17 protein-coding genes are annotated in these 20751 nt (G+C 72.8%); 13 read left to right on the top strand and 4 right to left on the bottom strand.

All coding sequences use genetic code 11. From position 1 onward, the window contains the following. Positions 1–213: 213 nt before the first annotated feature. From ABB07_RS19095 to ABB07_RS19085, 3 genes are read left to right on the top strand one after another with little or no spacing between them, the layout of a single operon-like run. Complete coding sequence (locus ABB07_RS19095) at positions 214–1152, top strand: DUF5819 family protein (RefSeq protein WP_208899849.1); 939 nt, start codon at positions 214–216, stop codon at positions 1150–1152. Further along, entirely contained in the window at positions 1149–2414 is a 1266-nt protein-coding gene (locus ABB07_RS19090; RefSeq protein WP_208899848.1) for an HTTM domain-containing protein, read from the top strand. Before ABB07_RS19095 ends, ABB07_RS19090 begins: the two co-directional genes overlap by 4 nt. Further along, positions 2407–3162 carry a TrmH family RNA methyltransferase gene (locus ABB07_RS19085; protein WP_208899847.1) on the top strand — a complete coding sequence of 252 codons (756 nt, stop codon included), beginning with the start codon at positions 2407–2409 and terminating at the stop codon, positions 3160–3162. The genes ABB07_RS19090 and ABB07_RS19085 overlap by 8 nt, the downstream gene beginning before the upstream one ends. Here ABB07_RS19085 and paaN read toward each other — a convergent pair. Further along, positions 3159–4850, bottom strand: a complete 1692-nt coding sequence (paaN, locus tag ABB07_RS19080) for a phenylacetic acid degradation protein PaaN (protein ID WP_208899846.1) — start codon at positions 4848–4850, stop codon at positions 3159–3161. The two genes, ABB07_RS19085 and paaN, sit on opposite strands and share 4 nt — an antisense overlap. 159 nt (positions 4851–5009) lie before the next feature. On the opposite strand from paaN, the gene ABB07_RS19075 reads away from it, so the two are divergent. Beyond that, positions 5010–6527, top strand: coding sequence for a 3-hydroxyacyl-CoA dehydrogenase (locus tag ABB07_RS19075; RefSeq protein WP_208899845.1), 1518 nt, complete (start codon positions 5010–5012; stop codon positions 6525–6527). Next, positions 6524–7114 carry a TetR/AcrR family transcriptional regulator gene (locus ABB07_RS19070; protein WP_208899844.1) on the top strand — a complete coding sequence of 197 codons (591 nt, stop codon included), beginning with the start codon at positions 6524–6526 and terminating at the stop codon, positions 7112–7114. The genes ABB07_RS19075 and ABB07_RS19070 overlap by 4 nt, the downstream gene beginning before the upstream one ends. A 75-nt stretch (positions 7115–7189) precedes the next feature. Here the strand turns inward: ABB07_RS19070 and ABB07_RS19065 are convergent, their stop codons facing one another. Next, entirely contained in the window at positions 7190–7708 is a 519-nt protein-coding gene (locus tag ABB07_RS19065; RefSeq protein ID WP_208903517.1) for an Lrp/AsnC family transcriptional regulator, read from the bottom strand. A 190-nt stretch (positions 7709–7898) separates the two neighbouring features. Between ABB07_RS19065 and pdhA the strand changes: the two genes are divergently transcribed. The 6 genes from pdhA to ABB07_RS19035 all read left to right on the top strand — a co-directional run bounded on the left by pdhA (position 7899) and on the right by ABB07_RS19035 (position 14910). Beyond that, a complete protein-coding gene (gene pdhA, locus ABB07_RS19060; protein ID WP_208899843.1) occupies positions 7899–9053 on the top strand; it encodes a pyruvate dehydrogenase (acetyl-transferring) E1 component subunit alpha in 1155 nt (384 codons plus the stop codon). Next, positions 9050–10054, top strand: coding sequence for an alpha-ketoacid dehydrogenase subunit beta (locus tag ABB07_RS19055; protein WP_208899842.1), 1005 nt, complete (start codon positions 9050–9052; stop codon positions 10052–10054). Before pdhA ends, ABB07_RS19055 begins: the two co-directional genes overlap by 4 nt. Continuing rightward, positions 10054–11517: a dihydrolipoamide acetyltransferase family protein gene (locus ABB07_RS19050; RefSeq protein WP_208899841.1), complete on the top strand. Its 1464-nt coding sequence runs from the start codon at positions 10054–10056 to the stop codon at positions 11515–11517. The genes ABB07_RS19055 and ABB07_RS19050 overlap by 1 nt, the downstream gene beginning before the upstream one ends. A gap of 70 nt (positions 11518–11587) precedes the next feature. Next, entirely contained in the window at positions 11588–12520 is a 933-nt protein-coding gene (locus ABB07_RS19045; RefSeq protein WP_208899840.1) for an NTP transferase domain-containing protein, read from the top strand. Beyond that, positions 12517–13866, top strand: coding sequence for a molybdopterin molybdotransferase MoeA (locus tag ABB07_RS19040; RefSeq protein ID WP_208899839.1), 1350 nt, complete (start codon positions 12517–12519; stop codon positions 13864–13866). The genes ABB07_RS19045 and ABB07_RS19040 overlap by 4 nt, the downstream gene beginning before the upstream one ends. 63 nt (positions 13867–13929) lie before the next feature. Further along, positions 13930–14910 (top strand): NAD(P)H-quinone oxidoreductase, encoded by a 981-nt coding sequence (locus ABB07_RS19035; protein ID WP_208899838.1) that lies wholly within the window; start codon positions 13930–13932, stop codon positions 14908–14910. Positions 14911–15280: 370 nt separating this feature from the next. On the opposite strand, the gene ABB07_RS40890 is transcribed toward ABB07_RS19035, so the two are convergent. Then, positions 15281–15589 carry a hypothetical protein gene (locus ABB07_RS40890; RefSeq protein WP_244189426.1) on the bottom strand — a complete coding sequence of 103 codons (309 nt, stop codon included), beginning with the start codon at positions 15587–15589 and terminating at the stop codon, positions 15281–15283. 674 nt (positions 15590–16263) lie between these two features. On the opposite strand from ABB07_RS40890, the gene ABB07_RS19025 reads away from it, so the two are divergent. Continuing rightward, positions 16264–16806, top strand: a complete 543-nt coding sequence (locus ABB07_RS19025; RefSeq protein ID WP_208899836.1) for a bacterial proteasome activator family protein — start codon at positions 16264–16266, stop codon at positions 16804–16806. Between the two features lie 196 nt (positions 16807–17002). Here the strand turns inward: ABB07_RS19025 and ABB07_RS19020 are convergent, their stop codons facing one another. Beyond that, positions 17003–18679 carry a Stk1 family PASTA domain-containing Ser/Thr kinase gene (locus ABB07_RS19020; RefSeq protein ID WP_208899835.1) on the bottom strand — a complete coding sequence of 559 codons (1677 nt, stop codon included), beginning with the start codon at positions 18677–18679 and terminating at the stop codon, positions 17003–17005. A 343-nt stretch (positions 18680–19022) separates the two neighbouring features. On the opposite strand from ABB07_RS19020, the gene ABB07_RS19015 reads away from it, so the two are divergent. Further along, positions 19023–20696 carry a protein kinase domain-containing protein gene (locus tag ABB07_RS19015; protein WP_208899834.1) on the top strand — a complete coding sequence of 558 codons (1674 nt, stop codon included), beginning with the start codon at positions 19023–19025 and terminating at the stop codon, positions 20694–20696. The last annotated feature ends 55 nt before the right edge of the window (positions 20697–20751 follow it).

Genomic DNA, 20751 nt, shown 5'->3' with positions numbered 1-20751 from the left:
GAGGGCGGCCGGGGCGGGGTGGCCGGCCGTACCGTGGCGAGGACCACGGCCGTGGCGCGTACCCGGGGCTGCGCCCGGCGGCCGGGGCTGAGTACCGTTCCGTGCTGACGCCGTGGAGTGGCGTAGTGAACGGTGGGGCGCTCGTGGCGGGCACCGCATCACTGGGCTGGACCACTGAACGAACGACTGAGCCGAGACGGGGGACGGGACGGAATGGACGCGTACGACGAGGACCCGGGGGCCCGACCCGACCCCGGCGGGTCGGCCCGAGCGCGTCCGGAGGACTCCCCGACCGACGGGGACTCCTCGGCCAACATAGCTTCCCGGGCTGACATGGGGCCTTCGGCCGGTGGTGGCCTCCGGGCCAAGGGCGCGGAGTCTTCGGCCGGCACTTCCCGGGCGGAGGCTTCGGCCGGCGCGGATTCCCGGGCGGGGGCGGCTGCCGCCCCCGGTGCGGATCCCATGGCCTCCACAGCCGGCGCCCCCGTTCCGCCCCCCGTACCCCGTACCGGTGTGGCCGCCCTCTCCCCCCGCTACCAGGTCGCCGCGGCGCTGGCGCTCGCAGTCGTCGGTGTCGCCGCCTGTGTGCATCTGCTGATGGTGTTCCTCAGCCTCGCCCCCGCGAACACGGTGACCAAGCAGCACGGCAAGGCCGTCGAGGACTGGGTCTTCCCGGAGTTCGAGCAGAACTGGAAGCTGTTCGCGCCCAACCCGCTGCAGCAGAACATCGCCGTCCAGGTCCGCGCCGTGGTGCGGGTGAAGGACGGCGGACTGCGCACCACCGGGTGGACCGACCTCTCCGCCCAGGACGGCGACGCGATCGACGGCAACCTGGTGCCGAGCCACACGCAGCAGAACGAGCTGCGCCGCTCCTGGGACTTCTTCACCGCCACGCACAGCGCCGACAACCGCCCGGTGGGCATGCGCGGCTCCCTCTCCGAGCAGTACCTGCGCCGGATCGTGGTCATGCGCCTGTACCGGACCTATCCCGCCGACCGCGAGGGCGTCATACAGCGCGTGCAGATCCGGTCCTGCACCACCAATGTGCAGCCGCCCGAGTGGAGCCGTGAGCGCGTGTCCGACCAGCCCGTCTACCGCGTGCTGCCCTGGTGGACCGTGACGGCGGACGAGGCAGCGGGAGGTGTGCGGTGAACAGGCTCTCCCTGACTCTCTCGCGCGGTATCGCCAAGGTCACCGAGTCGGCTCTCGGGCCGTACCAGAGCGCCGTGATCCGCATCGGGTTCGCCGGGACCTGGTTGCTGTTCCTGCTGCGCGAGTTCCCGCACCGCCAGGAGCTGTACGGCCCGGCCGGCCCCTGGGGCTGGAACCTCGCCAAGGAGCTGACCGCCGACAACCACGCCTTCACGGCCCTGCTGTGGTCCGGCGGGCAGCTGTGGTTCGAGTGCTTCTACCTGCTGGCGATCCTGTCCAGCGCGGCGCTGCTGCTCGGCTGGCGCACCCGGACGGCGTCCGTCCTGTTCATGGTGGGCGTGCTGTCGCTGCAGAACCGCAGCGTCTTCGTGGGCGACGGCGGCGACAACGTGCTGCACCTGATGTCCTTCTACCTCGTCTTCACGCGCTGCGGACAGGTGTGGTCACTGGACGCGCGCCGGGCTGCGCGCGCGCAGGCGGCACGCGCGCGTGGCGAGCGGGGCCCGGCCGACCGGGTGGGCCCGGCCCTGTGGGCGGTGTCCGGTCTGGCGCTGCTCATGGCGACGTTCACCGGCCGGTTCGACAACGGCTGGCTGATCCCCGCGCTGCTGTGGACGGCCTGGGTGACGCTCGGCCTGTGGTGGGCCGTCGGCCGCTGGGCGACGTCGCAGCAGCCGCGGATCCTGCTGGACGTCGTCGCCAACGTCCTGCACAACGGCGCCCTGTTCGTGATCATGGCGGAGGCCTGCCTGATCTACGCGACGGCCGGCTGGTACAAGATCCAGGGCTCGCGCTGGCAGGACGGCACCGCCGTCTACTACCCGCTCCACCTGGACTACTTCTCTCCCTGGCCCGGGCTCGCCGACCTGATGTCCTCCAGTGGGACGATCATGATGGCCGTCGCCTACGGCACGGTCATGGTGCAGGTCGCCTTCCCGTTCACCCTGTTCAACCGGCGGGTCAAGAACGTCCTGCTGGTGCTGATGATGACCGAGCACGCGGTCATCGCGGTCGTGCTCGGTCTGCCGTTCTTCTCGCTGGCGATGATCACCGCGGACGCGGTCTTCCTGCCGACGTCGTTCCTGCGCCGGCTAGGTGCGCTGGCCGCACGCGCGCGTGGGCCGCTCGTCCGGCATGAGGCCGCCCGTACGGTGCCCGCGCCCCGTTCGCCCGAGGAGCGCTCCGAGGAAAGTGCGCGGGGCCGATGGGGGTCCCCCCGTGCGAGCGCAGCCGGGGTGGGGGAGGCTTCACCGCATGACTGATGCGCTGACCCGCTGGCGCGAGCACGCCGACGGTGCCGTGCTGCTCGACGGCTTCCACGCCCTCAAGCACGCGCTGCGCTTCGGCGCCGAGGTCCCCGTGGCGGTCACCACCGACCGGGGTGCCGTGCTCGCCCTCGCGGGGGAACTGGCCGGGGACGTACGGGACGCGCTGGAGGCGCTGCTCACCCAGGTGTCCGCGCAGACGTACGCCTCGCTGGTCCCGCGGCCCCACCCGACCGGCGTGGCCGCGCTCGCCGTACGGCCGTCCCGCGAGGCCAACCTGCGCAGGCTCGCGCACACGCCGCGCACCGCGCCCGTCGTGGTCCTGGACAACCCGCGCAACCTGGGCAACGCCGGTGCCGTGATCCGGCTGGCCGCCGGTTTCGGGGCGACCGGCGTGGTCACCACGGGCACCCTCGACCCCTGGCATCCCACGGTGGTGCGCGGCGGCGCCGGGCTGCACTTCGCGACGGCCGTGGAGCGGCTTGGAGTCGAGGAGCTTCCCGCGGGGCCGCTGTTCGCGCTGGACCCCGAGGGCGACGACATCCGGGGCGTGAAGCTCCCGGACGACGCCGTCCTCGCCTTCGGCTCCGAGCGCAGCGGTCTGTCGGCGCGGCTGCGCGCGCGTGCCGACCATCTGCTGTCCCTGCCGATGCGCCCCCAGGTCTCCAGCTACAACCTCGCCACCAGCGTGGCGATGACGCTGTACCACTGGAGCGCCACCGGGGGCGGACCCGGCGCTTCCTAGGCCTCCCGGCGCACCTCGACCACCCGGAACCGGTTGGCGACGAACGCCCCGTCGCACAGCGCGGCGTTCGCCGCCGGGTTGCCGCCCGAGCCGTGGAAGTCGGAGAACGCGGCGGTCTGGTTCACATACACCCCGCCGGTCAGGTTGAGCGACAGCTGGGCGGCCTCCTCCAGGCACACCTCCTCGATCGACCGCTCCACCTCGCTGTCGGTGGTGTAGGCACCGACCGTCATCGCGCCCTTCTCGCGGACCGTGCGGCGCAGCAACTCCACCGCGTCGTGCACCGAGTCGACCGCCACCGCGAAGGAGACCGGACCGAAGCACTCGCTCATGTAGGCGGCCTCGTCGTCCGGCTTGGCGCCGTCCAGCTTGACGATGACCGGGGTGCGCACGACCGCGCCCGGGAACTCCGGGTTGCTGATCTCACGGGAGGCGAGGGCCACTTCGCCGAGGCCTGCAGCGGCCTCCAGGCGGGCCTTGACGTCCGGGTTGACGATCGCGCCCAGCAGGGCGTTCGCGCGGGCGTCGTCGCCGAGCAGGCCGTCGACCGCGCGGGCGAGGTCGGCGGTGACCTCGTCGAAGGTCTTGGGGCCCTCCTCGGTGCGGATGCCGTCCCGGGGGATGAGCAGGTTCTGCGGGGTGGTGCACATCTGGCCGCTGTACAGCGACAGCGAGAACGCCAGGTTGGACAGCATGCCCTTGTAATTGCCGGTGGAGTGCACGATCACCGTGTTGACGCCGGCCTTCTCGGTGTAGACCTGCGCCTGGCGGGCGTTGGCCTCCAGCCAGTCACCGAAGGACGTCGACCCGGTGTAGTCGATGATCCGGACCTCGGGGCGGGTGGCGAGGGTCTTGGCGATGCCCTCGCCGGGGCGCTCGGCGGCCAGCGCCACCAGGTTCGGGTCGAAGCCCGTCTCGGTGAGCACCTGGCGCGCGACCTGCACGGTGAGCGCGAGCGGCAGTACCGCGCGCGGGTGGGGCTTGACCAGGACCGCGTTGCCCGTGGCAAGGGAGGCGAACAGGCCCGGATAGCCGTTCCACGTCGGGAAGGTGTTGCAGCCGATGAGCAGGGCGAGGCCGCGCGGGACCGGCGTGAACTGCTTGCTGAGAGCCAGCGGGTCACGCTTGCCCTGCGGCTTGGTCCACTCGGCCGTCCCGGGCGTGCGGACCTGCTCCGCGTACGCGTACGCCACCGCCTCCAGGCCGCGGTCCTGGGCGTGCGGGCCGCCGGCCTGGAACGCCATCATGAAGGCCTGGCCGCTGGTGTGCATGACGGCGTGAGCGAACTCGTGCGTCCGGTCGCTGATCCGCTTGAGGATCTCCACACAGACCAGTGCCCGGGTCTCCGCGCCCGCGTCCCGCCAGGCCCGCTGCCCGGCCCTCATCGCCGGGAGCAGCACGTCGACGTCCGCGTGCGGGTAACTGATGCCCAGCTCGATGCCGTACGGAGAGACCTCGCCGCCCACCCAGTCGTCGGTGCCGGGCTGGCCGAGGTCGAGGCGGGTGTTCAGCAGGGCGTCGAAGGCGGCCTTGCCCGCCGCCGCGTCCAGGCTGCCGTTCTCGCCGTAGGCCTTCGGGTGCTCGGGGTGCGGTGACCAGTACGCGCGCGTGCGGATCGCTTCCAGCGCCTGGTCGAGCGTCGGCCGGTGCTTGGCGATCAGCTCATGAGCGGTCAGTTCGGCGGCCATGCGGGACCAACTCCTCGTTTCAGGACTCTTCGTCGAGTCCATGACCTGGGCAGAAACATGGGCAGGAACGGGCAGTCAGAGCTAGAGTAACCGAACGATCGGTCGGGACAAGGGGGCCTGCCGCATCTGTGGAAAACGCCGTGCGGGAGGATCGCGCACATGACAGCACTCGACCTCAGCAGCCCTGTGGCCGTCGTCGGCACCGGCACCATGGGCCAGGGCATCGCCCAGGTCGCACTGGTCGCCGGCCACCCCGTGCGGCTGTACGACGCCGCCGCCGGGCGGGCCCGGGACGCGGCAGCGGCGATCGGCGCCCGCCTCGACCGGCTCGTGGAGAAGGGCAGGCTCGCCGCCACCGACCGGGACGCGGCCCGCGCCCGCCTCGAGCCCGCGGAGCAGCTCCCGGAGCTGGCCGACTGCACACTGGTCGTCGAGGCCGTCCTGGAACGGCTGGACGTCAAACAGCAGCTCTTCCGCGAGCTGGAGGACATCGTCGCCGAGGACTGCCTGCTCGCCACCAACACCTCCTCGCTGTCGGTGACGGCCATCGGCGGTGCCCTGCGCCGGCCCGGCCGCTTCGTGGGCCTGCACTTCTTCAACCCGGCACCGCTCATGCCGCTGGTCGAGGTCGTCTCCGGGTTCGCCACCGACGTCACGTCGGCCACGCGCGCGTACGAGACCGCCCGCGCCTGGGGCAAGACCCCGGTGGCCTGCGCCGACACCCCGGGTTTCATCGTCAACCGGATCGCCCGGCCGTTCTACGCCGAGGCCTTCGCCGTCTACGAGGCCCAGGCCGCCGACCCGGCCACCATCGACGCGGTCCTGCGGGAGTCCGGCGGCTTCAGGATGGGCGCCTTCGAGCTGACCGACCTGATCGGGCAGGACGTCAACGAGTCCGTCACCCACTCCGTGTGGCAGTCCTTCTTCCAGGACGTGCGCTTCACCCCGTCCCTCGCCCAGCGCCGGCTGGTGGAGTCCGGTCGGCTCGGCCGCAAGACCGGCCACGGCTGGTACGACCACACCGAGGGCGCCGAGGGCCCCGAGCCGCACACCGCCGACAAGGAACAGCCGCCCGCCCACGTCGTCGCCGAGGGCCGCCTCGGCCCCGCCGCCGAGCTGCTCACCCTGATCCGCGAGGCGGGCATCCAGGTCCGCGAGGAGGACGAGGACAACGGCACCCGCCTGGTGCTGCCCAGCGGCGGCCAGCTGGTGCTCGCCGACGGGCAGACGTCCGTCGAGTTCCGCGACGTCGTCTACTTCGACCTCGCCCTCGACTACCGCGCCGCCACCCGCATCGCCCTGTCCACCTCCCAGGACACCTCGCCGCGGACCCTCGCCGAGGCCACCGGCCTCTTCCAGGCCCTCGGCAAGGACGTCAGCGTCATCGGCGACGTCCCCGGCATGATCGTCGCGCGCACGGTCGCGCGGATCATCGACCTGGCCCACGACGCCGTCGCCAAGGGCGTCGCCACCCAGGAGGACATCGACACGGCCATGCGCCTCGGGGTGAACTACCCCCTCGGCCCCTTCGAGTGGGACCGCAGGCTCGGCCGCGAGTTCGCCTTCGACGTCCTGGACGAGATGCACGAGCGCGACCCCTCCGGACGCTACGCGCCCTCCCTCGCGCTCTACCGCCACGCGTACGCCATCGACGACAAGCGGGAGGGGACGTCATGACGACGGCCAAGCGCGACACCTACACGCCCGAGACGCTGCTCTCCGTGGCCGTCCAGGTGTTCAACGAGCGCGGCTACGACGGCACCTCCATGGAGCACCTGTCCAAGGCGGCCGGCATCTCCAAGTCGTCGATCTACCACCACGTCAGCGGCAAGGAGGAGCTGCTGCGCCGGGCCGTCAGCCGCGCCCTGGACGGCCTGTTCGCCATCCTGGACGAGGAGCACGCGCGCGTGGGGCGGCCCGTCGACCGGCTGGAACACGTCGTACGGCGCATGGTCGAGGTGCTCATGGGCGAGCTGCCGTACGTGACGCTGCTGCTGCGGGTGCGCGGCAACACCGCCACCGAGCGGTGGGCGCTGGAACGGCGGCGCGACTTCGACCACCGGGTCGCGGAACTGCTGAAGGCCGCGGCGGCCGACGGGGACGTACGCGGTGACGTCGAGGTCCGGCTGGCCACCCGGCTGGTCTTCGGAATGATCAACTCGATCGTGGAGTGGTACCGGCCGGACCCGCGGGGCGCCGGCGAACGCGAGGTCGCCGACGCGGTGGTCCAGCTGGTCTTCGCGGGCCTGCGCAAGGCCGCCTAGCCCACGCCTCCGGCGCATCCCGTTCCTCGCGCCCCGGCACGCCCCGTTCTTCACACCTCCGGCACACCCCGTCCCTCACGCCTCCGGCTCCAGGTCCTCCTCCTCGAACACCAGCAGCGTGCGGGTGCTGAGCACCTCGGGGATCGCCTGGAGCCGGGTGAGCACCAGCTCGCGCAGCGCCCGGTTGTCGGGGGTGTGCACCAGCAGCAGCACATCGAAGTCGCCGCCCACCAGCGCGATGTGGGAAGCGCCGGGCAGCTGCCTGAGCTGCTCGCGTACCGTCCGCCAGCTGTTCTGGACGATCTTCAGCGTGACGTACGCCGAGGTGCCGTGCCCCGCCCGCTCGTGGTCCACGCGCGCGCCGAAGCCCCGGATCACCCCGTCCTCGACCAGGCGGTTGATGCGCGCGTAGGCGTTGGCGCGCGAGACGTGGACGCGCTCGGCGACGGACCGTATCGAGGCGCGGCCGTCCGCCTGGAGAATCTTCAGGATGTCCTGATCGATGGCGTCGAGCGGACGCGGCGGCGGCAGCGCGGCGCCGTCCAGCGGGCGCGCGGCCGGGAGCGCGGGGCTGTCCTGCGGTCCGTCGGCCATTTGTTCAGCTGCCATTGCCCCCCGCTCCCTCGCCGTGGACGTCCTGCGTTCATTCCAGGCTGTGGAGAACCGTTTGTCCACAGCCTGAAGGGGCCTGTAGCCAAAATGTGCCGACGACCGAACAATCGGTTGGTGAGGCGCCTCACAGCCGACGCGCCTCCCGTAGCCGCTCCCACGAGGAGGTGCCGTCATGACGGTCATGGAGCAGCGGGGCGCGTACAGGCCTTCGCCGCCGCCCGCCTGGCAGCCCCGTATGGACCCCGCGCCGCTGCTGCCCGACGCCGAGCCCTACCGCGTCCTCGGCACCGAGGCGGCCGCCAAGACCGACCCGGACCTGCTGCGCCGGCTCTACGCCCAGCTGGTGCGCGGCCGCCGCTACAACACGCAGGCCACCGCGCTCACCAAGCAGGGGCGGCTCGCCGTCTACCCCTCCAGCACCGGCCAGGAGGCCTGCGAGGTCGCCGCCGCCCTCGCCCTCGAAGAGCGCGACTGGCTCTTCCCGAGCTACCGCGACACCCTCGCCGTCGTCGCCCGGGGCGTGGACCCCGTGGAGGCCCTCACCCTGCTGCGCGGCGACTGGCACAGCGGCTACGACCCCTACGCCCATCGCGTGGCCCCCCTCAGCACCCCGCTGGCCACCCAGCTGCCGCACGCCGTCGGCCTCGCCCACGCCGCCCGTCTCAAGGGCGACGACGTCGTCGCGCTCGCCATGGTCGGCGACGGCGGCACCAGCGAGGGCGACTTCCACGAGGCGCTGAACTTCGCCGCCGTCTGGCAGGCGCCGGTCGTCTTTCTCGTGCAGAACAACGGCTTCGCCATCTCCGTTCCGCTCGCCAAGCAGACCGCCGCGCCCTCCCTGGCCCACAAGGCCGTCGGGTACGGCATGCCGGGCCGCCTGGTCGACGGAAACGACGCGGCGGCCGTCCACGAGGTCCTCAGCGACGCCGTACGGCACGCGCGGGCCGGCGGCGGCCCGACCTTGGTCGAGGCGGTGACGTACCGCATCGACGCCCACACCAACGCCGACGACGCCACCCGCTACCGAGGTGACGCCGAGGTGGAGGCCTGGCGGGCGCACGACCCGATCCAGCTGCTGGAGCACGAGCTGACCGAGCGCGGTCTGCTCGACGAGGCCGGCATCGAGGCCGCACGGAAGGATGCCGAGGCGATGGCCGCCTCCTTGCGCGAGCGCATGAACCGCGACCCCGAGCTGGACCCCATGGCCCTCTTCGACCACGTCTACGCCGAGACCACCGCCCAGCTGCGCGAACAGCGCGCCCTGCTGCGCGCCGAGCTGGAAGCCGAGCAGGAGCACCACGGCGAGCAGGAAGGCGGCGCCCGATGACCACCGTGGCCGTCAAGCCCGCCACCATGGCGCAGGCCCTCACCCGCGCGATGCGCGACGCCATGGCCGCCGACCCGACCGTGCACGTCATGGGCGAGGACGTCGGCACCCTCGGCGGTGTCTTCCGGGTCACCGACGGCCTCGCCAAGGAGTTCGGCGAGGACCGGTGCACCGACACCCCGCTCGCCGAGGCCGGCATCCTCGGCACCGCCGTCGGCATGGCCATGTACGGCCTGCGCCCGGTGGTGGAGATGCAGTTCGACGCGTTCGCCTACCCGGCGTTCGAGCAGCTCATCAGCCATGTCTCCCGGATGCGCAACCGCACGCGCGGGAGGATGCCCCTGCCGATCACCGTCCGCGTCCCCTACGGCGGCGGCATCGGCGGCGTCGAGCACCACAGCGACTCCTCCGAGGCCTACTACATGGCCACCCCGGGCTTGCACGTGGTCACGCCCGCGACCGTCGCCGACGCCTACGGCCTGCTGCGCCGGGCCATCGCCTCCGACGACCCGGTCGTCTTCCTGGAGCCCAAGCGGCTGTACTGGTCGAAGGACTCCTGGAACCCCGAGCACCCCACGGACGTGGAGCCCATCGGCCGCGCGGTCGTGCGCCGGCCGGGCCGCAGCGCCACGCTGATCACCTACGGCCCCTCCCTGCCGGTCTGCCTGGAGGCCGCCGAGGCCGCACAGGCCGAGGGCTGGGACCTGGAAGTGATCGACCTGCGCTCGCTCGTGCCGTTCGACGACGAGACGGTCTGCGCGGCCGTACGGCGCACCGGACGCGCGGTCGTCGTCCACGAGTCCACCGGGTTCGGCGGGCCGGGCGGCGAGATCGCGGCCCGGATCACCGAACGCTGCTTCCACCACCTGGAGGCGCCGGTGCTGCGCGTGGCCGGCTTCGACATCCCCTACCCGCCGCCCATGCTGGAGCGGCACCACCTGCCCGGCGTCGACCGCATCCTGGACGCCGTGGCCCGGCTGCAGTGGGAGGCCGAGGGCTGATGGCACAGGTGCTGGAGTTCAAGCTCCCCGACCTCGGCGAGGGACTCACCGAGGCGGAGATCGTGCGCTGGCTGGTCCAGGTCGGTGACGTCGTCGCCGTCGACCAGCCGGTCGTCGAGGTCGAGACGGCCAAGGCGATGGTCGAGGTGCCCTGCCCGTACGGCGGTGTAGTCACCGCCCGCTTCGGCGAGGAGGGCACCGAACTGCCGGTCGGGGCCCCGCTGTTGACGGTGGCGGTGGGACCGCAGGCGCCGGCGGCCGACAGCGCGGGGTCGGGCAACGTCCTGGTCGGATACGGCACCTCGGAAGCCCCGGCGCGGCGCCGGAGGGTGCGGCCGGCTCCGGTGGCGGGTGCCGTGAACGGCAGCACCGGCGCGGACAGCGCACGGACCCTGGGCGCGCCCTCCGGCACCGGCCCGGACGGCCGCCGGCGTTTGGCCCCGGCCTCCGGAGCGGCACGAGCGGACGGAACGGCCGCCCCCGGCGGCACGGCGCCCACCGGGACGGCTCACGCGCGCGTGGACGCGCTCCACGCCGAGGGGCCGGTGCCCGTGATCTCCCCCCTGGTCCGCCGGCTGGCCCGCGAGGGCGGGGTGGACCTGCGGCAGCTGGCGGGCTCGGGCCCGGACGGGCTGATCCTGCGCGCGGACGTCGAGGACGCCCTGCGGACCAAGGCGACGGTGGGCAGCCGTACGGCCGAGGCGGCCACCACGGCGGCACACGCCATCGCCACCGCCCCTTCGGCTCCCGCCGCCGCTTCCGCCACGCGCGCCGAGGGCACCCGCATCCCCCTCAAGGGCGTGCGCGGCGCGGTCGCCGACAAGCTCTCCCGCAGCCGCCGGGAGATCCCGGACGCCACCTGCTGGGTCGACGCCGACGCGACCGAGCTCATGCGGGCGCGTGCCGCGATGAACGCGGCCGGCGGACCGAAGATCTCCCTGCTCGCGCTGCTCGCCCGCATCTGCACGGCCGCGCTCGCCCGGTTCCCCGAGCTGAACTCCTACGTCGACACCGAGGCCCGCGAGGTCGTCCGGCTGGACCAGGTCCACCTCGGGTTCGCCGCGCAGACCGAACGCGGGCTCGTCGTGCCGGTCGTCCGGGACGCCCATGCGCGCGACGCCGAATCCCTGACGTCCGAGTTCGCCCGGCTCACCGAGGCCGCCCGCAGCGGGACGCTCACGCCCGGGGAACTCACCGGCGGGACCTTCACGTTGAACAATTACGGAGTCTTCGGCGTCGACGGCTCCACGCCGATCATCAACCACCCCGAGGCGGCCATGCTCGGCGTCGGCCGGATCGTCCCCAAGCCCTGGGTGTACGAAGGCGAGCTGGCCGTGCGTCAGGTCGTCCAGCTCTCGCTCACCTTCGACCACCGGGTGTGCGACGGCGGCACGGCGGGCGGCTTCCTGCGGTACGTGGTGGACTGCGTGGAACAGCCGACGGTGCTCCTGCGCACGCTGTGACGGCACGCGGGGCCCGGAAAGAGGGCCCCGCGGAGGACACCGGAGAGGCCTGCCGGGACATACTCGGGGGGTGACCGACAACGCCCCAGCCGCTCCCGGGACGCCCGTGCCGTACGACGCCGTGGTGCTGGCCGGCGGCGCCGCCCGGCGGCTCGGCGGGGCCGACAAGCCCGGTCTGCGGGTCGGTGGCCGGGCGCTGCTCGACCGGGTGCTCGCGGCCTGCGCGGGCGCCGGGACGACCGTCGTGGTGGCCGACCGGCGGCCCACCGCGCGGCCGGTGCGCTGGGCGCGCGAGGAGCCGCCCGGCGCCGGACCGGTCGCCGCCCTGGACGCCGGCCTGCGGCTCACCACCGCCGAGCACGCGGTCGTCCTCTCCGCCGACCTGCCCTTCCTCCGGCCGGCCACGCTGCGGCGCCTGCTGACCGCCCTCGGCGACACCGGTGCCGACGGCGCGCTGCTCACCGACGGCGACGGCCGCGACCAGCCGCTCGTCGCCGCCTATCGCACCGCCGCGCTCCGCCGCGAGCTGGCCGCCCTCCAGGCCGGACCCGACGGCCTGACCGGTCTGCCCCTGCGCCGGCTGACCGGAGCCCTCCGTCTCACCCGCGTCCCGGACCCGCTCGCGTCCTTCGACTGCGACACCTGGGACGACCTCGTCAACGCCAGGGCACGCATCAGGGAGCATGGGCACGTGTTGGATGAATGGATCTCCGCAGTCAAGGACGAGCTGGGCATCGACCTGGACGTCGACACCGGCGCCCTGCTCGACCTGGCCCGTGACGCCGCGCACGGCGTGGCACGGCCGGCCGCACCGCTGACCACCTTCCTCGTCGGCTACGCCGCGGCCCAGGGCAAGGGCGGCCCGGAAGCGGTCGCCGAAGCCGCCCGCAAGGCGGCCGCGCTCGCGCTGCGATGGGAGGAAGAAGCCGGCAAGGGCGGGGAAGAGAACGGCGGAGGCGGGAAAGAGAACGGCGGGGGCCCGGGCGCCCCGGACGCCGGATGACCGCCCCCGGAACCCGGGCCGAAGCGCCCGCCGAGGACAGCGACGACCTCGACGTCGAGGAGGCTCTGGCCCTCGTGAGGGAAGCCAAGGACGACCGTGCGGGCCAGGTCCCCGCTCCGGCACCGGAAGCACACGGCGAGCGGCACAAGGCCACCCCGTGGGCCCAGGCCCGCGAGACCGCCGCACGCGCCGCACGCGCCCGGCCCCGCCGTGCCCCCGTCGCCGTGCCGCTCGGTGACGCCCTGGGCCTGGTCCTGGCCGCCCCGCTCGACGCGCTCACCGACCTGCCTTCCTTCGACACCTCCGCGATGGACGGCTGGGCGGTCGCCGGACCCGGACCCTGGGGGGTACGGGACGAGGGAGTGCTCGCCGGACAGGCCCAGCCCGAGCCGCTCACCGACGGCGAGGCGGTCCGTATCGCCACCGGCGCCCGCATCCCGGCCGACACCACCGCCGTCCTGCGCAGCGAGCACGGCCGCACCGACACGCAGGGGCGGCTGCACGCCACCCGGGAGATCGTCCACGGCCAGGACATCCGCCCGCGCGGCCAGGAGTGCCGCAGCGGCGACCAGTTGCTGCCCGTCGGCACCCGGATCACCCCCGCCGTGCTGGGGCTCGCGGCGGCGGCCGGATACGACACCGTCACCGTCGTACCACGGCCCCGGGCCGAAGTCCTCGTGCTGGGCGACGAACTGCTGGCCGAGGGGCTGCCCCGCGACGGGCTGATCCGGGACGCGCTCGGCCCGATGCTGCCGCCGTGGCTGCAGGCGCTCGGCGCCGAGGTCGTCAAGGTGCGCCGGATCGGCGACGACGCCAAGGCCCTGCACAAGGCCGTCACCGGCTCCGATGCCGACCTCATCGTCACCACGGGCGGCACCGCCGGCGGACCCGTCGACCACGTGCACCCCATCCTGGAGCGCATCGGCGCCGAACTCCTCGTCGACGGCGTCAAGGTGCGCCCCGGCCACCCCATGCTGCTGGCCCGCACCAAGGACGCCCAGCACCTCGTCGGTCTGCCCGGCAACCCCCTCGCGGCCGTCTCCGGTCTGCTCACACTCGCCGAGCCGCTGTTGCGCACGCTGGCCGCCCACCCGGCGCCGGAGCCGTACACGCTGCCGCTCAGCGAGGCGGTGCAGGGGCATCCGTACGACACCCGGCTGATCCCCGTGGTGCTGCGCGGTGACCGCGCCGTACCGCTGCACTACAACGGTCCGGCCATGCTCCGCGGTATCGCCGCCGCCGATGCGCTGGCCGTCGTACCCCCTGGTGGGGCCCGGCAGGGGGAGGAGGCGGAGCTGCTGGACCTGCCGTGGGCGACGGCCGGGATCGAGGTGTGTTTCACGTGAAACGTCCGGTCCGTGAGGCGTCTGCCCCCGGAGACGCCACCCGCGGGGAGTAGCGTCACGGGCATGCATGCGATCACGATTCCCGAACCTGGTGGTCCAGAGGCGCTGGTGTGGGCGGAGGTCCCCGATCCGGTGCCCGGCGAGGGCGAGGTGCTGGTCGAGGTGGTGGCCAGCGCCGTCAACCGTGCCGACATCCTGCAGCGGCAGGGTTTCTACAACCCGCCGCCCAGCGCCTCCCCCTACCCCGGCCTGGAGTGCTCCGGGAGGATCGCCGCGCTTGGCCCCGGCGTGTCCGGCTGGGCCGTCGGCGACGAGGTGTGCGCGCTGCTCGCCGGCGGCGGATACGCCGAGAAGGTCGTCGTACCGGCCGGACAGCTGCTGCCCGTGCCCGAGGGGGTCGACCTCAAGCGGGCGGCCGCGCTGCCCGAGGTCGTCTGCACGGTCTGGTCCAACGTGTTCATGATCGCCCATCTGCGGCCCGGTGAGACGCTGCTCGTGCACGGTGGGTCCAGCGGCATCGGCACCATGGCGATCCAGCTCGCGAAGGCCGTCGGTGCCAAGGTCGCGGTGACGGCCGGCACGAAGGAGAAGCTGGAGCGGTGTGCCGAGCTGGGCGCGGACATCCTCATCAACTACCGGGAGCAGGACTTCGTCGCCGAGATCAAGGTGGCCACCGCGGGTACGGGGGCCGACGTCATCCTCGACAACATGGGGGCGAAGTACCTGGACCGCAACGTCCAGGCCCTCGCTGTCAGCGGGCGGCTCGCCATCATCGGAATGCAGGGCGGGGTGAAGGGGGAGCTGAACATCGGCACGCTGCTGACCAAGCGGGCCGCGATCAGCGCGACCTCACTGCGGGCACGGCCGCTGAGTGAGAAGGCGGCGATCGTGGCGGCTGTGCGGGAGCATGTGTGGCCGTTGCTGGCCGGGGGGCATGTGCGGCCGGTGGTGGATCGCGAGGTGCCGATGGCGGAGGCGGCCGAGGGGCATCGAGTGGTGGAGGCCAGCGGGCATGTGGGGAAGGTGCTGCTGGTCACGCCGTAACGCCAGGTCTGGAGGGGCGCCCGGTGCGGCGGGTTTGTCTGTGCCGGGTGCCGGGTGCCGGGTGCCGGGTGCCGGTGTTGCATGGGTGCCCTGTGCTGGTGCGGGCGGGGGGTGGGTCGCTTGCCGGCGCCGGCCGGGTGCCGCCTGCGCCCACCCGTGCCGCCCCAGCGGCACGACTGCCCGCAGGCTGCGTGGGTATGGCTGTGGCTGCTGGGTGGGTGTCGCCGTAGCGGCGTGGCGGCTCGCGGGCTGCGTGGGTACGGCTGTGGCTGCTGGGTGGGTGTCGTCGCGGTGGCACGATTGCCCGCGGGTACGCAGGCGTGCCTGTGACCGGCGTGGGCGGGCTCACGGCTGGCTGTGGGCGGGTGGGTCAGTCTCTGCGGAGTTTGAGGCCCAGGAAGGCCAGGGCGAGGCCCAGGCCTATGAGGATCAGGCCGCTGCCCAGGGGGAGGATCTGCAGGACCGGCTGGGAGGCGTTGGAGCCTTCCGTGGCGGGTTTCGGGGCCGGGGGGTGGTCGAGGCCGGCCTTGTCAGGGGCGGTCGAGGGCGTCGGTGTCGAGGTCGGTAGGTCCGCGGTCTCCGGTTCCTCCGCCTGGCCGGTGCGGGGAGTGCGGGCCGGCACGGGGTCGTCGTCGCCCTCGACCTCGGCCGCGGGGCCGTCCGGCCGGCCCGGCCGCATCCGCCCCTCGCCGGCCCGGCTGCCCGCACGGGTCGGTTCGACGGCTGTCGGACGGTACGAGGCCGAGGCGGAATCGGAGGGTATGGGAGGGACGTGTCCGGGGCTGTGCCCGTGACTGTGGCCCTCGCTCTCACCCCGACTCCGGCTGTGGCCGGCGCCGGTGGAGTCCGGGGGCGCCGAAGCGCCACTGTCCGTGGGCCGGCGGCCGTCGTGCGCCGAGGGTTCCGGGCGGCCGGTGCGGGCCGGGCGGCCCGGGTCCGCGGATGCGTGGTGGTCCGTGTTTCCGGGGACGGAGTGGCCCGCCGCAGCGGGGGGCGGCCGGTCAGGTGGGACGGGGCCGGGGTCGGCTGAGCTTCTGGGGTCGGCTGAGCTTCTCGGGGTGAGCTCGGCGGCGTACGTGGTCGCGGCGTGTCCGGCGCCTATGCCGTACGCGGGCAGGGCCACCGCGAGGGTGAGCAGCAGCCGTATGCAGCGGGGCGTGATGCGCGGCCATGGAGTCACGTCGGTGACCTCCCGGAGCCCGGTGTCGTGATCGATGGTTGACCGACAGAAATTAGCCTGACATTCAATGGCAAAGCGGGCATTTCGGATTGGGCCGTCGGGTCTAAACGGTGGATCAGCCCCACGAGGGGGCACCACGGTGATGAGGTGTACGGGTGCGAGAGAATGGCGGCATGGAGATGCCGAGGAACGAACGGTCGCCGGAGAACCCCCAGATCCTCGTCGTGGGCCAGGACGGGATGGCGCTCGGCGGCGGCAACGGGGGCGACGAGTCCCGTGAGACCCCGCTGACGGAGCAGGTGGAACAGCCGGCCAAGGTCATGCGGATCGGCAGCATGATCAAGCAGCTCCTGGAGGAGGTGCGCGCGGCCCCTCTGGACGAGGCGAGCCGGGTGCGGCTGAAGGAGATCCACGCCAGCTCGGTGAAGGAGCTGGAGGACGGCCTCGCGCCGGAGCTGGTCGAGGAACTCGAGCGGCTCTCCCTGCCGTTCACCGACGACGCCACCCCGAGTGACGCGGAACTGCGCATCGCACAGGCGCAGTTGGTGGGCTGGCTGGAGGGCCTCTTCCACGGGATCCAGACGACCCTGTTCGCCCAGCAGATGGCCGCGCGGGCCCAGTTGGAGCAGATGCGCCGCGCGCTTCCGCCCGGCGTGACGGGACACGAGGGCGACGACCCGCGCACGGGCGGCCGGTCCGGCGGCCCGTACCTGTAACGCCCCAGCCGTACCTGCAACGCCCCGGGCCGTATCCCAAACGCCCCGGGGCCACACATGAAACACCCCGGGCCGTACCTGAAACGCCCAGGCCACACCTGAAACGCCCAGGCCACACCTGAAACGACCGGAGCCCGGCACGTGGAGTGCCGGGCCCGACTTTTGTCCGGGAAGCTGTCCGGGAAGCCTGGTGAGGTCAGGCGGGATTGCCGTTGGAGACGCTCAGCTCGATGGTGCCCGGGTTCTTCGGGTCGACCGCCGTGTCCGCGGACGGGAACTGGTCGATCACCGTGCCGTCACCCCAGGTGTTGTCGTTCACCTGCTTGATCGTGTACTTCCACTGCGCGGCCTGGAAGCACGCCTTCACCGAGTTGATGTCCTTGTACCGGAAGTCGGGCAGCTCGACCTTGGTCTCGTCGTCCCAGGACTTGTACGGTTCCGTGCACTTGGTCTTGTCGATCACCCGGGTCCGGTCCGGCCCGCGGTAGCCCGCCGGGTGGGAGGCGGACGCCGAGGCGCTCGCCGAGGCGCTCGCGCGGCCGGTGCCGCCCTTGCCGCCGGTGCCGCCGGTGTTCAGCGTCAGGGCGACGATCAAGGCGACGACCGCGACGAGCGACACCGCGACCGAGCCGATGATCACCGGCTTGTTGCTCTTGCCCCCGCCGGAGCCCGGAGCGGACGGCTGAGCGGCCGTCTGCGGCGAGATCGTGTACGGCGGCGGGGTCGGCGCGACCTGCGGAGCCTGCGGGCCGTAGCCCATCGGAGGCGGCGTCTGGTAGCCGCTCTGCTGCCCCTGCTGCGGATAGCCGTAGCCCGGGGCGGTGGTCTGCGGAGGTGTCTGCGGGGCGCCGTACGGGCCCGGCTGGTACGGCGTCTGGACCGGGCCGGGGGCCGCCTGGGCGGTCCGGTCGACCGGCGGGAACACCGCGGAGCCGACGCCCGCGCCGCTCTGCACCGGCCCGGCGCCCGGCACGATGCTCGGCGCGGCCGCCTGGAAGGACGCGGCGACGCGCAGGCACTCGTCGCGCATGGCCTCGGCGGTCGGGAAACGCTCGTTCGGGTTCTTCTTCAGGGCCCGGGCGACCAGCGCGTCCACCGCGGGCGGCAGCGAACGGTTGATCGAGGAGGGCGCGACCGGCTCCTCCTGCACATGCGCGTACGCGATCGCCAGCGGGGAGTCCGCGTCGAACGGCAGCCGCCCGGTGACCAGCTGGAACAGCATGATGCCGACCGAGTACAGGTCGGAACGGGCGTCCACGCCCCGGCCGAGGGCCTGCTCGGGCGAGAGGTACTGCGGGGTGCCGACGACCATGCCGGTCTGTGTCATCGACGTCACACCGGACTGCATGGCGCGGGCGATGCCGAAGTCCATGACCTTGACCACGCCACGCTTGGTCACCATCACGTTGCCCGGCTTGATGTCGCGGTGGACCAGCCCCATCTCGTGGCTGATCTCCAGCGCGGCCAGCACGTCCGCGGTGACCTTCAGCGCCTTGTCGACGGGCATCGCGCCGTACTGCCGGACGTCCTCGTCGAGGACCGAGCCCAGCGGGCGGCCCTCGACGTACTCCATGACGATGTACGGCGTGGTCAGGCCACCGAGATCGTCCTCGCCGGTGTCGAAGACCGACACGATGTTGGTGTGCGTGAGCTTCGCCACGGCCTGGGCCTCGCGGCGGAAGCGCTCGCGGAACGCCTGTTCCCGGCCGAGTTCCGTGTGGAGGGTCTTGATCGCGACCTGGCGGTCGAGCACGGCGTCGTACGCCAGGTGCACCGAGGCCATGCCGCCCTGGCCGAGCAGGTCCCGCAGCTGGTAGCGACCGCCCGCCAGCGACTGCCCCGCGTGCCGGTCGTGCGCGCCGTCCTGGCTCATCTCTCCCCGTCCCCCACTGGCCGTCCGGCGCCTTCGCTGATCGCAGGGCCCTTGATCGAATGTGTCATTCCCGGCCAAGTCTGCCCCAGGGCACTGACACGTCAAGCTCGGTGCCCGTTCCGTGACCGTACGCGCTAGAAGCGTCGCGCAAGCGTTACAGGGGGCGTACGAGCGGTCCACAGAATTTGCACGACAGCGCGTGCTACGGGTTTCATGGCCGGTCAGGCTTCGGCCGGTCCCGGTTCCGGTTCCCGACCGGTGGCTCATGCCGAGGCTGTAGCGTGGCCGACGGAGACCGTAACAACACCGCGCGCACCGCGGGCAGAAACGACGGCGAGGACTGATGGACCAGACGCAGCGCGCCCAGGGCCCGTCCGACCCCGAGGCGACTGGCGGCGGTATGTCGGACGCGCCGGAGATGTGGGGCAACGCAGGGCTCGTCGGCGACGGCCGGTACCGGCTCACCCACCGGCTGGGCCGGGGCGGCATGGCCGAGGTGTTCGCCGCCGAGGACGTCCGGCTGGGCCGTACCGTCGCGGTGAAGCTGCTCCGCGCGGACCTGGCGGAGGACCCGGTCTCCAAGGCCCGCTTCACGCGCGAGGCGCAGTCCGTCGCCGGCCTCAACCACCACGCGATCGTCGCCGTGTACGACTCCGGCGAGGACTTCGTCGGCGGCCAGTCCGTGCCGTACATCGTGATGGAGCTGGTCGAGGGCCGCACCATCCGCGACCTGCTCCTGAACGCGGAGGCGCCGGGTCCCGAGCAGGCCCTGATCATCGTCTCCGGAGTGCTGGACGCACTCGCCTACTCGCATCAGCACGGCATCGTGCACCGCGACATCAAGCCCGCCAACGTGATCATCACGAACAGCGGCGCCGTCAAGGTGATGGACTTCGGCATCGCGCGTGCCCTGCACGGCGCGTCGACAACGATGACACAGACCGGCATGGTCATGGGCACGCCGCAGTACCTCTCCCCGGAGCAGGCGCTCGGCAAGGCCGTGGACCACCGCTCCGACCTGTACGCGACCGGCTGTCTGCTGTACGAACTCCTCGCCCTGCGGCCCCCGTTCACCGGTGAGACCCCGCTGTCGGTGGTCTACCAGCACGTCCAGGACATCCCGACCCCGCCCTCGGAGTTCTCCGACGGCTGCCCGCCGGAGCTGGACGGCCTGGTCATGCGCTCGCTCGCCAAGGAGCCGGACGACCGGTTCCAGACGGCCGAGGAGATGCGTGGCCTGGTCCAGTACGGCCTGCAGATGCTCTACGAGCAGGGCGGGCACACCGGCACCTGGAACACCGGCCCGGTGGGGGCGCACGACGGCCGGCACACCCCGGCGGGCGGTTTCACGCGGACGACCGCGATGCAGCACCCGGGCGACTTCGGTGCCGGGACGGCGCAGATCCCGCAGCCGATCCTGCCGCAGGGCTACGGCAACGGCGACGACGGCGGCTTCGAGGGGCACGGCAACAAGGGCAGCGGCCGCGGCAAGCTGTGGATCCTCGCCGTCCTCGCGGTCATCGCGATCGCGGCGGGTGTCGCGTTCGCCGTCAAGAACACGGGCAACGGCAGCCACAACAGCACGGACACCAAGCCGCCGACCACGCACTCGACGTCCACCCAGGACCACTCGGACTCCCCGAGCCCGTCGGACGACACCACCGACCAGCCGTCGGACCCCAGCACCGACAACGGCTCGGACTCGGGTTCGGGCAGCACCGGCTACACCCCGTCCGACCCGCAGACCTCGCAGTCGCAGAGCACGGGCCCGACGGACCAGCCGACGGATCCGTCGACCACGCCGTCGCAGTCCTCGGGCAGCACGACGACGGGCGGCACGGACACCGGTGGCACGGGCAACACCGGCGGCACGGCGGACGGCGGCACGACGGACGGTGGCACCAACACCGGCGGCACGAACACCGGTGGCACGAACGCCGGCGCCACGACCAACGGCGGCACCAACACCGGCCCCACGACGAACGGCGGCCTCGACACCGGCGCCACGACCGGCTGAAGGACGCCGACGTCGTCCGCGACGGCGTCCCCGTGAGCGGTTCCCGTCAAGGCGC

Origin of the sequence: Streptomyces incarnatus (assembly GCF_001027185.1) — a bacterium.
GTDB classification, from domain to species: Bacteria; Actinomycetota; Actinomycetes; order Streptomycetales; family Streptomycetaceae; genus Streptomyces; species Streptomyces puniciscabiei.
This window is presented reverse-complemented; position numbering and strand designations above follow the sequence as displayed.